Annotated in this window: 14 protein-coding genes and 2 tRNA genes; 6 read left to right on the plus strand and 10 right to left on the minus strand. The window is 69.1% G+C overall.

Going from position 1 to position 13,483, the window contains the following annotated elements:
* Positions 1-720: homocysteine S-methyltransferase (mmuM, locus tag ABDW21_RS00575; RefSeq protein WP_343709926.1), on the plus strand; the 720-nt coding region annotated here is incomplete at its 5' end.
* A 55-nt stretch (positions 721-775) separates the two neighbouring features.
* Here the strand turns inward: mmuM and clpP2 are convergent.
* From clpP2 to ABDW21_RS00595, 4 genes are all read right to left on the minus strand, one after another.
* Positions 776-1,411, minus strand: coding sequence for an ATP-dependent CLP protease proteolytic subunit ClpP2 (gene clpP2 / locus ABDW21_RS00580; protein ID WP_343601001.1), 636 nt, complete (start codon positions 1,409-1,411; stop codon positions 776-778).
* Positions 1,408-2,001, minus strand: coding sequence for an ATP-dependent Clp protease proteolytic subunit (locus ABDW21_RS00585; protein ID WP_343601002.1), 594 nt, complete (start codon positions 1,999-2,001; stop codon positions 1,408-1,410). Before ABDW21_RS00585 ends, clpP2 begins: the two co-directional genes overlap by 4 nt.
* Positions 2,002-2,097: 96 nt before the next feature.
* Positions 2,098-3,489, minus strand: coding sequence for a trigger factor (gene tig, locus ABDW21_RS00590; RefSeq protein WP_343709927.1), 1,392 nt, complete (start codon positions 3,487-3,489; stop codon positions 2,098-2,100).
* 48 nt (positions 3,490-3,537) lie between these two features.
* A tRNA-Pro gene (locus tag ABDW21_RS00595) sits at positions 3,538-3,611 on the minus strand.
* Positions 3,612-3,738: 127 nt separating this feature from the next.
* Between ABDW21_RS00595 and ABDW21_RS00600 the strand changes: the two genes are divergently transcribed.
* Both ABDW21_RS00600 and ABDW21_RS00605 read left to right on the plus strand, forming a co-directional pair.
* Positions 3,739-3,809: transfer RNA gene (locus ABDW21_RS00600), tRNA-Gly, on the plus strand.
* A 31-nt stretch (positions 3,810-3,840) separates the two neighbouring features.
* Complete coding sequence (locus tag ABDW21_RS00605) at positions 3,841-5,025, plus strand: serine hydrolase domain-containing protein (protein WP_343601004.1); 1,185 nt, start codon at positions 3,841-3,843, stop codon at positions 5,023-5,025.
* A gap of 35 nt (positions 5,026-5,060) precedes the next feature.
* On the opposite strand, the gene ABDW21_RS00610 is transcribed toward ABDW21_RS00605, so the two are convergent.
* From ABDW21_RS00610 to ABDW21_RS00620, 3 genes are read right to left on the minus strand one after another with little or no spacing between them, the layout of a single operon-like run.
* Complete coding sequence (locus ABDW21_RS00610) at positions 5,061-5,855, minus strand: DNA-formamidopyrimidine glycosylase family protein (protein ID WP_343601005.1); 795 nt, start codon at positions 5,853-5,855, stop codon at positions 5,061-5,063.
* Between the two features lie 2 nt (positions 5,856-5,857).
* Positions 5,858-6,337 (minus strand): ribose-5-phosphate isomerase, encoded by a 480-nt coding sequence (locus ABDW21_RS00615; RefSeq protein ID WP_343601006.1) that lies wholly within the window; start codon positions 6,335-6,337, stop codon positions 5,858-5,860.
* Positions 6,338-6,382: 45 nt separating this feature from the next.
* On the minus strand, positions 6,383-6,994 hold the full coding sequence (locus tag ABDW21_RS00620; RefSeq protein WP_343601007.1) for an Rv2466c family mycothiol-dependent reductase: 612 nt from the start codon (positions 6,992-6,994) through the stop codon (positions 6,383-6,385).
* Between the two features lie 166 nt (positions 6,995-7,160).
* On the opposite strand from ABDW21_RS00620, the gene pepN reads away from it, so the two are divergent.
* Complete coding sequence (gene pepN, locus ABDW21_RS00625; protein WP_343709928.1) at positions 7,161-9,719, plus strand: aminopeptidase N; 2,559 nt, start codon at positions 7,161-7,163, stop codon at positions 9,717-9,719.
* Between the two features lie 309 nt (positions 9,720-10,028).
* Here the strand turns inward: pepN and ABDW21_RS00630 are convergent, their stop codons facing one another.
* The 3 genes from ABDW21_RS00630 to ABDW21_RS00640 are packed head-to-tail and all read right to left on the minus strand — an operon-like array spanning position 10,029 to position 11,393.
* Complete coding sequence (locus ABDW21_RS00630) at positions 10,029-10,496, minus strand: DUF5130 domain-containing protein (protein WP_343600436.1); 468 nt, start codon at positions 10,494-10,496, stop codon at positions 10,029-10,031.
* Complete coding sequence (locus tag ABDW21_RS00635) at positions 10,483-10,701, minus strand: hypothetical protein (RefSeq protein WP_343600455.1); 219 nt, start codon at positions 10,699-10,701, stop codon at positions 10,483-10,485. The genes ABDW21_RS00630 and ABDW21_RS00635 overlap by 14 nt, the downstream gene beginning before the upstream one ends.
* A gap of 35 nt (positions 10,702-10,736) precedes the next feature.
* Positions 10,737-11,393 carry an HNH endonuclease gene (locus ABDW21_RS00640; RefSeq protein ID WP_343600456.1) on the minus strand — a complete coding sequence of 219 codons (657 nt, stop codon included), beginning with the start codon at positions 11,391-11,393 and terminating at the stop codon, positions 10,737-10,739.
* A 122-nt stretch (positions 11,394-11,515) separates the two neighbouring features.
* Here ABDW21_RS00640 and ABDW21_RS00645 point away from each other — a divergent pair, with 122 nt between their 5' ends.
* Together ABDW21_RS00645 and ABDW21_RS00650 are read left to right on the plus strand one after the other, a co-directional pair.
* Positions 11,516-11,902, plus strand: coding sequence for a globin (locus ABDW21_RS00645; protein ID WP_343600457.1), 387 nt, complete (start codon positions 11,516-11,518; stop codon positions 11,900-11,902).
* Positions 11,899-13,464, plus strand: a complete 1,566-nt coding sequence (locus ABDW21_RS00650; RefSeq protein WP_343709929.1) for a glycoside hydrolase family 13 protein — start codon at positions 11,899-11,901, stop codon at positions 13,462-13,464. Before ABDW21_RS00645 ends, ABDW21_RS00650 begins: the two co-directional genes overlap by 4 nt.
* Positions 13,465-13,483: the final 19 nt, after the last annotated feature.

Here is a 13,483-nt window from a genome sequence, read left to right on the forward strand (position 1 = left end):
GGGCGCAGCGGGTCGCCCGCCGACGGTCACGGCGATCGCAAGCGCGGCGAAGCCGGGCGCAGCGGGTCGCCCGCCGACGGTCACGGCGATCGCAAGCGCGGCGAAGCCGGGCGCAGCGGGTCGCCCGCCGAGCATCGATGGGTGGCGGCCTCGGTCGGCCCGTACGGCGCCGCACTGGCCGACGGATCGGAGTACCGGGGCCGCTACGGGCTCAGCGTCGCCGCGCTGGAAGCCTGGCATCGGCCCCGGCTGGAGGTGCTAGCCGGCGCCGGCGCCGACGTGCTCGCCGTGGAAACCATTCCCGACGCCGACGAGGCCGAGGCGCTGGTGGGCCTGGTCCGACAGGTCGGCGTGCCGGCCTGGCTCAGCTACACCGTCGTGGGCACCTTCACCCGCGCCGGCCAGCCACTGGCCGATGCGTTCGCGGTGGCGGCCGGCGTGCCGGAGATCGTCGCGGTCGGCGTCAACTGCTGCTCACCGGACGACGTGCTGCCGGCGATCGAGTTGGCGGCCCCGACCGGGAAGCCCGTCATCGTCTACCCCAACAGCGGCGAACGCTGGGACGGCGCCCGCCGTGCCTGGACGGGGCCGAGACTCGGCGGATTTTCCGGGCAGCTCGCCCGTGAGTGGGTTGCGGCCGGAGCCCGCATCGTCGGCGGCTGCTGTCGGGTGCGGCCCGCCGACATCGCGCGGGTGACGGCGCTGCTGCGTCGAACGTGAAGCCCTTGCGAAAAAACGAGCGAAAATTCGCAACAGCGTCACGCTCGGCGGAGGATCAGGCCGTCGCCGTCGACAGCTTCCGGTACTCCAGCACGGTGTCGATGATCCCGTACTCTTTGGCCTCGGCCGCGGTCAGTATCTTGTCGCGGTCGGTGTCTTTGCGGATCACTGCGGCGTCCTTGCCGGTGTGGCGCGCCAGCGTGGTCTCCATCAGTGTGCGCATCCGCTCGATCTCGGCGGCCTGAATTTCCAGGTCGGAGAACTGACCCTGGATGACACCGGACAGCGACGGCTGGTGGATCAGCACGCGCGCGTTGGGCAGCGCCATCCGCTTGCCCGGAGTCCCGGCGGCCAGCAGCACCGCCGCGGCGGACGCGGCCTGGCCCAGGCACACGGTCTGGATGTCGGCCCGCACGTACTGCATGGTGTCGTAGATCGCCATCAGCGAGGTGAACCCGCCGCCGGGTGAGTTGATGTACATGGTGATGTCGCGATCCGGATCCAGCGACTCGAGCACCAGCAGCTGGGCCATGATGTCGTTGGCGGACGCGTCGTCGACCTGCACGCCGAGGAAGATGATGCGCTCCTCGAACAGCTTGTTGTAGGGGTTGGACTCCTTGACTCCCCAACTGGAGTGCTCGATGAACGACGGCAGGATGTAGCGCGCCTGCGGCTGGATATCGGGATTCATGATGCGGCTCCGTTGACGTGGGCGCGGGTGATGATGTGGTCGACGAAGCCGTAGTCCAGGGCTTCTTGGGCGGTGAACCAGCGGTCGCGATCCGAATCGGCTTCGATGCGCTCGATGGGTTGGCCGGTGAACTGGGCGTTGAGCCGGAACATCTCCTTCTTGATGACGGCGAACTGTTCGGCCTGGATGGCGATGTCGGCGGCGCTGCCGGTGACGCCGCCGAGCGGCTGGTGCATCAGGATGCGGGCGTGCGGCAGCGCGTAGCGCTTACCCCTGGTTCCCGCCGCCAACAGGAACTCGCCCATCGACGCCGCCATGCCCATCGCGTAGGTGGCGATGTCGCACGGCGCCAGCTCCATGGTGTCGTAGATCGCCATGCCGGCGCTGATCGAGCCGCCCGGGGAGTTGATGTACAGCGAGATGTCCTTGGTCGAGTCCTCGGCCGCGAGCAGCAGAATCTGCGCACACAACCGGTTCGCGATGTCGTCGTTCACCTCCGATCCCAGGAAGATGATGCGCTCGGAGAGCAAACGCTCATAGACCGAGTCGACGAGGTTGAGACCCTGCGCATTCGAACGCATGTCAGCCACGGCGCGATACCTGCTTTCTCGAGATCCGCTATGCCCCGACACTAACGAACCCACGCCGGTGCGCACTCCCCGAAGGACCCGCGTTCGCTCACAGCGTCACTTCGCCTGGTCCGCGGCCTCGCCGGAGTCGTCGGCCTCGTCGGAGTCCTCGGCCTCGTTGGACGCAGCAGTCCGCCCGAAGAAATCGCTGGTGTCGACGACATTGCCGGCGGTGTCGGTGACGGTGGCCGCCTCGATGACCGCGGCGATGGTCAGCCCGCGCCGCACGTCGGCGAACATGGCCGGCAGTTGGTTGTTCTGCTGCAGGTACTGCAGCAGCTGCTGCGGGTCGACCCGGTACTGCTGCGACGTCAGCACCAGCCTCTCGGTGAGGTCGTTCTGGGTCACCTGGATGTCGAGGTCGTCGGCCAGCGCGTCCATCAACAACTGCGTGGTGAGGGTCTTCTCGGCAGAGGACCGGGCGTCGGCGGCGAACTCCTCGCGGGAGGAGCCCCGCGTCGCGAGCGCCTCGGCGAACTTGGCCTCGTCGTGGTCGAGGCCGTGCAGGGCCTGGTGCAGCGTCCTGTCCACCTGCGCCTGAACGATCGCCTCCGGCAGCGGGATGTCGACCTGCGCCAGCAGGGCGTCCAGCGCCGCGTTGCGGACCGCCTCCGCCTGCCGGATCCGCTTGGCCTGGCGGACCTGGTCGGCCAGGCTGGCCCGCAGCTCGTCGATCGTGTCGAATTCGCTTGCTAGTTGGGCGAATTCGTCGTCGGGCTCGGGAAGTTCGCGCTCCTTGACCGATCCGACCGTGACGGTGACCTCGACCTGTTGCCCGGCGTGCCGGCCGCTCGCCATCGTGGTGGTGAAAACCCGGGATTCGCCGGCCGACAACCCGATGATCGCTTCGTCGAGGCCCTCCACCAGCTGGCCGGAGCCGACCTCGTGGGACAGGCCCTGCGTCGCCATGTCGGGCACGTCCTCGCCGTCGAGGCCGGCCGACAGGTCGATCGAGACGACGTCGCCATCGGCGGCCGGCCGGTCCACCGCGGTCAGGGTGCCGAACCGGGCACGCAGCGACTGCAACTCGGCGTCGACGTCGTCGTCGCCGACCTCGACCGGGTCCACCGTGACCCGCAACGCGCTCAGGTCCGGAAGCGTGATCGCGGGGCGCACGTCGACCTCGGCGGTGAAGACCAGCTCCTGGCCGTACACCTTCTTGGTCACCGCGATCTTGGGCTGGCCCAGCGGCCGCACATCCGATTCCGTCACGGCCTGGCCGTAGCGGCTGGGCAGGGCCTCGCTGACCACCTGGTCGAGCACCGCTTCCCGGCCGATCCGCGCCTCCAGCAGCTTGGCCGGCGCCTTGCCCGGCCGAAATCCCGGCAGCCGCACCTGCTTGGCCAACTCTTTGTAGGCGCGCTCGAAGTCCGGCTGGAGCTCGGGGAACGGCACCTCCACGTTGATGCGAACCCGGGTCGGGCTCAACTGCTCGACGGTGCTCTTCACGTGCGTACTCCTCGGTGTCGTTCGTCGGACGGCCGCCGCCGCGGTGGGTCGGGGTGACAGGATTTGAACCTGCGGCCTTCCGCTCCCAAAGCGGATGCGCTACCAAGCTGCGCTACACCCCGCACTCGACTCCGCGATCCTACGGCCCGACCCGGCGGGCCCGGCTGACGACCTCACCGCGAGATAACGAGGGAACGGCAGTTGGATTTGATCCCGGCGGGGACGTAAGGTCACGCACGAGCAATTCGCGCGGGTGTAGCTCAATGGTAGAGCCCTAGTCTTCCAAACTAGCGACGCGGGTTCGATTCCCGTCGCCCGCTCCGGCTGGGGGCCGCGCGACAGGAAGGCGCCATGCGCGACGTCGACATCCAGGGCTCATGCGCGCCGGGATTCGAGAAGGTGCGCGACGCGTTCGAGCAGAACTTCGCGCTGCGCGCCGAAATCGGAGCCGCCGTGGCGGCCTGGGTCGACGGCGACCTCGCGGTCAACCTGTGGGCCGGCTCGGCCGACGCCGGCGGGGCCCGCCCGTGGCGGGAAGACACGCTGGCCAACGTGCTCTCCGGCACCAAAGGGCTGACCAGCACCTGCGTGCATCAGCTCGTCGAGCGCGGTGAGATCGACCTGCATGCTCCGGTGGCCCGGTACTGGCCCGAGTTCGGGCAGGCCGGCAAAGAGGACGTCACCGTCGCGATGGTGATGAGTCACCGATCCGGGGTGATCGGCCCGCGCACCCGACTGCCCTGGCGGCAGGTCGCCGACTGGGATTTCGTCTGCGAACGGCTGGCGGTCGCCGAACCGTGGTGGAAACCCGGAACGGCCCAGGGCTACCACATGACCACCTTCGGGTTCATCCTCGGCGAAGTGTTCCGCCGCGTCACCGGACGCACGGTCGGCCAGTACCTGCGCGCCGAAATAGCCGAGCCGCTCGGCGCCGAAGTCCACATCGGCCTGCCCCGCAGCGAACAACACCGCTGCGCCGAGCGGCTGAACAAGCCGCACATCCGCACGATGCTGGCCGACGTGTCAGCGCCCGAGCACCCCACCACGCTCGACGCCCACCCGAAGGCGGGGCTGGCCGTCGCGATGGGGTTCGCCCCCGACGACGAGCTCGCCTGCAACGACCCGCAGCTGTGGCGGGAGTTGGAGTTCCCCGGCACCAACGGCTACGTTTCGGCGTTGGGCCTGGCGACGTTCTACAACGCGCTCGCGCAGGAGAAACTGCTGAGCCGTCGCCACATGGAGCTCGTCCGGGTGTGCCAAGGCGGCTTCGACACCGACCTGGTGCTCGGCCGCCGCGTCGCCGACCACGGGTGGGGTCTGGGCTACATGCTCAACCAGCGCTGCGTCAACGGCCCCAACCCGCGGATCTTCGGCCACGGCGGCCTGGGCGGCTCGTTCGGGTTCGTCGACCTCGAGCATCGCATCGGCTACGCCTACGTGATGAGCCACTACGACGCCACCAAGGCCAACGCCGACCCGCGCAGCGTGGCGCTGTCCGGCGAGATCTACGCCGCGCTGGGCGTCACCACCGGCTGACCGGTGCCGCACGGCACGCGTCGGCCCCGCCGGCGTCACCGCTGACAGCCCGGGCACCAGAACAGGTTCCGGCCTTCCAGTTCCGCGGTGCGAACCGTGGTCGCGCACACCCGGCACGGGTCACCGGCCCGGCGGTACACGTAGGTCCGCGGGCGCCGCGGCGCGTAGGACGGCGCGCCGTGGTCGTGCTCGGGACGGACCACCACGATCCGCCCGCGGCGCAACCCCACTGTCATCAGCGCAACCAGATCGGTCCACGCCGCGTCGAATTCGGTTTCGGCGATCGCTGTGCCGGGCCGGTACGGGTCGATGCCGTGGCGGAACAACAGCTCACTGCGGTACACGTTGCCCACCCCGGCGATCACCGCCTGATCCATCAATAACGCGCCAATCGGCCTGCGGGACTTGTGAATTCGCGTCCACGCCGACAGCGGATCGGCGTTCCGGCACAACGGATCGGGCCCGAGTCGGGCCACCAGGTCGGCGACCTGGGCGTCGTCGATCACTTCGCACACCGTCGGGCCGCGCAGGTCGGCGCCGTACTCGGCGCCGACCATCCGCATCCGCACCTGGCCGACCGGCGCCGGCATCGGCGTGGCGTGTTCGGTGAACCTGCCGTAGAGGCCGAGGTGTATGTGCACCGTGGGGCCATGCGCGTAGTGGTGGAACAGGTGTTTGCCCCACACGCCGGTGCGCTGCAGCACCTGCCCGTCGATGGCGGCAGCCGACGCCGCGAACCTGCCCTGCGGGCTGGACACCGCGACCGGGGCGCCGGCGAACCGCCGCTGGTGCAGCCGGGCCAGCCGGTGCAGGGTGTGCCCCTCGGGCACGGTCAGCCCGACGCGCCGGGTACCGGCGGCGCTTGGTGGGTGCGCTCGTAGTCACCGAGGATGTCGATACGACGCTGGTGGCGCGGTGCTTGTGACCACGGTGTGGTCAGGAACGCGTCGACGATGGCCAGCGCCTCGGAGACGGTGTGCATGCGGCCGCCGATGCCGATCAGCTGCGCGTTGTTGTGCTCGCGGGCCAGTGCGGCGGTCTTCACGCTCCAGGCCAGCGCGCATCGGGCCCCGGGCACTTTGTTGGCGGCGATCTGCTCACCGTTGCCCGAACCGCCCAGCACGATGCCCAGGCTGCCCGGGTCGGCCACGGTGCGCGTCGCGGCGGCGATGCAGAACACCGGGTAGTCGTCGTCGGCGTCGTAGCTGAAGGCGCCGCAGTCGATCGGCTCGTGGCCGGATTTCGTCAGATGACCTTTGATCTGCTGCTTGAGCTCGTAGCCGGCATGGTCGGAACCGAGGTAGACGCGCATCCCGCCATTGTGCCCGACCCGAGGTGCCGTGACCGCGAGGCGCCGTCAGTCGAATTGCGGCGGCTCGGTGCGGGTCCGCTTGAGCTCCCAGAAATGCGGGTAGGACGCGAAGGTCACCGAGGCATCCCACAGCGCGCCCGCCTGTTCCCCACGCGGAATCCGCGACAGCACCGGCCCGAAAAACGCCACCCCGTTGACGTGGATGGTCGGCGTGCCGACGTCCTCGCCGACGGCGTCCATGCCGGCGTGGTGGCTTGCGCGCAGCGCCTCGTCGTAGGTGTCGCTGTCGGCGGCACCGGCCAGCTCGGCCGGCAGACCGACCTCGGCCAGCGACTGCTTGATGACGTCGTCGAGCTCCTTGTTGCCGTCGTCGTGGATGCGGGTGCCCATCGCGGTGTACAGCGGTCCGAGCACCTGCGCGCCGTGGGCCTGCTCGGCGGCGATCGCCACCCGCACCGGACCCCATGCCTTCTTCATGCCTTCCCGGTACTTTTCGGGCAGGTCCGCGCGGTTCTCGTTGAGCACGGCCAAGCTCATCACCGCGAAATTGACGTCGATGTCGCGGACCTTCTCAACCTCCAGGATCCAGCGTGAGGTGATCCAGGCCCACGGGCACAGCGGATCGAACCAGAAATCGGCTCGTGACTTCTCAGACATGCACAATCCTCTCGTCGACGGTCGGGACAGCCGCTGAGCACAACCGTAGCCACGGGAGGGCTGTTCCCGGCGCTCAGGCTCGATCGGACAGCGCTCTCACGCCGACGGGTCGGCTCACCTGCGACCGCTCCGCGCCCCGCATCGGCGCAGGCCTAAGTTGGGACGCGTGGCTCTTCCCAACCTCACCCGCGACCAAGCCGCCGAGCGCGCGGCGCTGGTCACCGTCGACAACTACCGCATCAGCCTGGACCTGACCGCCGGCGACGGCGCGCCCGGCGAACGAACCTTCCGGTCGATCAGCACCGTCGAGTTCGAGGCGCTCCCCGGCGCCGAGACCATGCTCGACATCGCCGCGGACACGATTCGCAGCGCCACGCTCAACGGCCGCGAGCTCGACGTGTCGGGCTACGACGAGTCGACCGGCATCGCGCTGAGCGGCCTGGCCGAGCGAAACGTCGTCGTCGTCGACGCCGACTGCCGCTATTCCAACACCGGCGAAGGGTTGCACCGCTTCGTCGATCCGGTCGACGACGAGGTGTATCTGTACTCGCAGTTCGAAACCGCCGACGCCAAGCGGATGTTCGCGTGCTTCGACCAACCCGACCTCAAAGCCACCTTCGACATCACGGTGACCGCGCCACCGCACTGGCAGGTGATCTCCAACGGCGCAGCCGTCAGCGTGGACGACGGCGTGCACCGGTGTGCCACCACGCCCCGGATGAGCACGTATCTGGTGGCGCTCATTGCCGGTCCATATGCGAGGTGGACCGATGTCTACACCGACGAGCACGGCGACATCCCCTTGGGCCTGTACTGCCGGGCATCGCTGGCCCAATTCATGGACGCCGAGCGGCTGTTCGCCCAGACCAAGCAGGGATTCAGCTTCTACCACAAGCACTTTGGCATGCCGTATGCGTTCGGTAAATACGACCAGCTGTTCGTTCCCGAATTCAATGCCGGAGCAATGGAAAACGCCGGTGCGGTGACCTTCCTGGAGGACTACGTCTTCCGCAGCAAGGTCACCCGCGCCTCCTACGAGCGCCGCTGTGAGACCGTGCTGCACGAGATGGCGCACATGTGGTTCGGCGATTTGGTCACCATGCGGTGGTGGGATGACCTGTGGCTCAACGAATCTTTTGCCACCTTCGCATCGGTGCTGTGCCAAAGCGAGGCAACCGAATTCACGCAAGCGTGGACGACGTTCGCCAACGCGGAGAAGTCGTGGGCCTACCGGCAGGACCAGCTGCCGACGACGCATCCAGTGGCCGCCGACATTCCCGACCTGGCGGCCGTCGAGGTCAACTTCGACGGGATAACCTACGCCAAAGGCGCTTCCGTGCTCAAGCAACTGGTGGCCTACGTCGGGTTGGAGCACTTTCTCGCCGGCCTGCGCGACTACTTCCGCAAGCACGCCTTCGGCAACGCCACGTTCGACGACCTGCTCACCGCGCTGGAGAAGGCGTCCGGCCGCGATCTGTCCGACTGGGGCCGGCAGTGGCTGAAAACGACCGGCCTGAACACGCTGCGGCCGGATTTCGACGTCGACGCCGACGGCCGGTTCACCCGGTTCGCGGTCACGCAGAGCGGCGCCGCGCCGGGTGCCGACGAGACGCGGGTACATCGGCTCGCGGTCGGCGTCTACGACGACGACGGCGGCGGGCGGTTGGTCCGGGTGCATCGCGAAGAGCTCGACATTGCCGGCCCCGTCACCGAAGTGCCTGCGCTGGACGGGGTTTCACGCGGCCGGTTGGTTCTGGTCAACGACGACGACCTGACCTACTGCTCGCTGCGACTCGACCCGGAGTCGCTGCAGACCGCGTTGGACCGCATCGCCGATATCGCCGAGGCGTTGCCCCGAACGCTGGTGTGGTCGGCGGCCTGGGAGATGACCCGTGAGGCGGAGTTCCGGGCCCGCGATTTCGTGGCTCTGGTATCCGGTGGCGTGCATGCCGAAACCGAGGTCGGCGTGGCGCAGCGGCTGTTGCTGCAGGCACAGACCGCGCTGGGTTCTTACGCCGAGCCGGGTTGGGCGCGTGCGCAGGGTTGGCCGGCGTTCGCCGACCGGTTGCTGGAGTTGGCGCGCGGCGCCGGCGCCGGATCCGACCATCAGTTGGCTTTCGTCAACGCGATGTGCACGTTGGTGCTCTCGGACCGGCACACCGACGTGCTGGCGGCGTTGCTGTCCGGCGACCCGGCCGAGGTGGAGCTGCCCGGGCTGACGGTGGACACCGACCTGCGCTGGCGCATCGTCACCGCGCTGGCCGCCGCGGGAGTGATCGACTCCGACGTGATCGACACCGAGATACAGCGCGACCCGACCGCCGCCGGCCGGCGGCAGGCCGCCCAGGCCTCGGCGGCGCGACCGCACCTGGCGGTCAAGGAAGACGCGTGGGCCCAGGTGGTCGACGACGACACGCTGCCGAATATCACCGGGCGGTCGATTATCGCCGGCATCACCGCGCCCGGCCAGTCGGAGCTGCTCACGCCGTTCACCCCGCGCTACTTCGAGGCGATTCCCGGCGTGTGGGAGCGCCGGTCCAGCGAAGTCGCGCAGACCGTCGTCGTCGGGCTGTACCCGTCATGGGATATCGGCGACGACGGGATCGCCGCCGCCGACACGTTCCTCGCCGACCCCGAGGTGCCGCCGGCGTTGCGGCGGCTGGTGCTCGAGGGCCAGGCCGGCGTCAAGCGGGCGCTGAGGGCGCGGATGTTCGATGCGGGCTGACGGCGACCCCGTCGGCCGCGAGCGCGCACCGAATGCCGCGCGGACAGGCTCAGCGGTCGCGCTCGTAAGTTTGTCGGGATCATGTGCTTGTCACCAGGTCTGCAGCACAGCCAGGTAGCTGTGCCTAACGAGGCGTGTGGGTCGACCCTGTGCAGCTAGGCCGCACCGAACGTGAAGCCGTTGCGAGAATTGGCCGGATTTCTCGCAACGGCTTCACGTTCGGTGATCTGACCCCCGGTGCACGGCACCCCGACGAACTGACGAGCGAGACCACCCTCGGTCGGAGCTTGCAGGCGTAGGCCCAGACCGCTAAGCCGGCGAGATGCCGGAGCTGAGCACTCGCACCGCGCTGACCAGACCGTCGATCAGGTTGCCGTCGGCGAACGACGCCGCGGCCGCGGCGACACCCAGCGGTGCCGCCGACTCCGCCCCGCGACCGCGTACCTGCGAGCCGTAGACCACCTCGATCGCATGCTGGTCAGGGGATACCGCGACCAGAACCGCGTTGTCCGGCGTGGGCACCTTGGCCAGGATCTCACGGGCCCGCGCCGCCGTGTCCTCGCCGAGGTCGCCGATGTAGACGGCGAACCGGGCGCCGGCGGCCCGCGTTCCGTAGGTCAGCGCGTCGTCGAGGGTGACCAGGTCGGCGTTCGGGAACGGGTACCACACGGACAGTTCGCCGGGCTCGGTGACCCCGGAGATCCGCCCGCTGGTCGTGAACACCCAGCCGTCGGGCAGTTGGGCGGGCTCGATGGTCGCGACCTCACCACGTGCCACTGGCGCCACCTCCCACACTGAACTCGGACGGACCGTGCCCGTCGCCGACGTTCTCGTCAACAGCGGACCACAGGATGGGCGGATGCGTCCACGGCTCCGACATCGTGTAGGTCGCCGGATGCGGCCCCGGGTGCGACCAGATCAGCGTCGCCAGCACGATCACCAGCAACAGCGGGATCCCCACGAAGTAGAGGTGAATTTCCAGGATGCTCACGACGACACCGTATCCCATGACGCGCGTTACGCGGCGCCTTCGCCCAGATAGCGCACCCAGGCCGGGTCGAGTTCCTTGACCGTCGACAGCAGCCGCCAGTGCCGGCCCTGCGGCGACGTCGGCGTCAAACGCAGCGACCAGCCCAGCTCTACCAGCAGCCGGTCGCCTTTGCGGTGGTTACACGTCGAGCAGCAGGCCACGCAGTTCTCCCAGGAGTGGTCGCCGCCGCGGCTGCGCGGCACCACGTGGTCGACCGTGTCGGCTTTGGACCCGCAGTACGCGCAGCAGAAGCGGTCGCGGTGCATCAGCGCCGCCCGGGTCATCGGGACACGGGCCCGATACGGCACCCGGACGTAGGACCGCAGCCGGATCACCGACGGCGCCGCGATGGACCTGGTCGCCGAGTGGATGATCGGGCCGGACGGGTCGTCGTGCACGACGTCGGCTTTGCCGCAGATCAGCATCACCACGGCCCGCCGCAGCGGCAACGCGGTCAGCGGCTCGTAGGTGGAGTTCAGCAGCAGCACCCGCCGCCGGTTCCAGAGCGATCCGGCGTCACGCGGCCCGGGGGCGTCGACACCGTGTAAAAAGGAAGCACCGTGCAAGCTGGAAGCGGCCACCGGTCCGGTCGGCCCTGCCGCGTCACCCAGTCGGTGACCGCGGCGCTTGGTGCGCTGCGCCATACATCCTCCGCCGAACAGTCCACCATGATTCGCCGCCGATCGCACGCTCATTGGGCCGCTGTACACCCGCGCCGCCGGAGGCCCATGCGCAGCGATGGCCCACAATGGAGGCGATGGAGCAACTGCAGCAGACCTTCTACGACGCCGTCGGCGGGGCCGACACCTTCCACGCCATCGTGTCGCGGTTCTACGAACTCGTCGCCGAGGACGAGATCCTGCGCCCGATCTACCCCGAGGAGGACCTCACGGGCGCGCGGGACCGACTCCGGATGTTCCTCGAACAGTACTGGGGTGGCCCGCGAACCTACTCCGACCGGCGCGGGCATCCGCGGCTGCGGATGCGTCACGCCCCCTACCGGATCTCACCGATCGAACGCGACGCCTGGCTGCGGTGCATGAACATCGCGGTGGCGTCCATCGACTCGCGCACCCTCGACGACGAACACCGCCGGGAACTGCTGGAGTACCTGGAAAAGGCCGCCCACTTCATGGTCAACTCGCCGCTGTGACGGGCGCTGTGGGCTGGTGGCCGAACGCTGTCTTCTACCAGCTGTACCCGCGCTCGTTCGCCGACAGCAACGGCGACGGCGTCGGCGACTTGGACGGGGTGGTGGCCCGGCTGGACTACCTGGTAGCGCTCGGCGTCGACGCACTGTGGATCAATCCCGTCACCGTCTCGCCGATGGCCGACCACGGCTACGACGTGGCCGATCCCCGCGACGTCGACCCCCTCTTCGGCGGGCTGGAGGCTCTCGAGCGGCTGATCGTCGCGGCCCACCGGCGGGGCATCAAGATCGTCATGGACGTGGTGCCCAACCACACCAGCTCGGCCCACCCATGGTTTGCCGCCGCGCTGGCCGCCGGGCCGGGCAGCGACGCGCGCGGGCGCTACATCTTCCGCGACGGTCGCGGACCCGGCGGCGCTGAGCCCCCGAACAACTGGGTCTCAGTGTTCGGCGGGCCGGCCTGGACGCGGGTCGGCCAACCCGAGGGCAACCCCGGTCAGTGGTACCTGCACCTGTTCGACGCCGCGCAACCGGACCTGAATTGGGACAACCCGGAGGTGTTCCACGATTTCGAGAAGACGCTGCGGTTCTGGCTGGACCGCGGCGTGGACGGTTTCCGCATCGACGTCGCGCACGGCATGGCCAAAGCGCCGGGGCTGCCGGACATGACGTCGGTGGACAACATGTTGCTGCGCCACGAAGACGACGACCCCCGCTTCAACCACCCCAACGTGCACGCCATCCATCGCGACATCCGCCGGGTCGTCGACGACTATCCCGACGCGGTGACCATCGGCGAGGTATGGGTCCGCGACAACGTCCGGTGGGCGCAGTACCTGCGGCGCGACGAGTTGCACCTCGGCTTCAATTTCCGCCTCGCGCAGGCCGGTTTCGACGCCGCCGAGATCCGCGACGCGGTCGAGAACACGCTGGCGGCCGCGGCGATCGAAGGCGTGCCGCCGACCTGGACGCTGTCCAACCACGACGTCGGCCGGGAAGTCACCCGCTACGGCGGCGGCCGGGCCGGGCTGGACCGCGCCCGCGCGATGGCGCTGGTGATGCTTGCCCTGCCGGGCGCGGCGTTCGTCTACAACGGCCAGGAACTGGGGCTGCCGGACGCCGAGCTGCCCGACGACGCCCTGCAGGACCCGACCTGGGAACGCTCCGGCCACGCCGAACGCGGCCGTGACGGTTGCCGCGTCCCGCTGCCGTGGTCGGGGCAGACACCCCCGTTCGGGTTCTCGCGCAACGTCCGCACCTGGCTCCCGATGCCACCGCAGTGGGCGGAGCTGACCGTCGAGAAGCAGCTCGCCGACCCCGGCTCGACACTCTTGTTGTTTCAGCGGGCACTCGAAATACGCAGGGATAGTTCAATTTTCACTGGTGACGGAATCGAGTGGCGGTCCGCGCCACGCGACGTGCTGACGTTCCGGCGCGGCGCCGGGGTGTGTGTGCTCAACGCCGGCCGGCGTCCGCTGCCGCTACCGAACGACGAACTGCTGCTGGCCAGCGCACCCGTGGGCGGCGGCGCGTTGCCGCCTGGCGCCGCGGCCTGGCTTGTGTAACGCGGTCACGCCAGCGTGA

The sequence above is a fragment of the Mycobacterium sp. genome, from assembly GCF_039583805.1.
In the GTDB taxonomy this organism is placed as follows: domain Bacteria; phylum Actinomycetota; class Actinomycetes; order Mycobacteriales; family Mycobacteriaceae; genus Mycobacterium.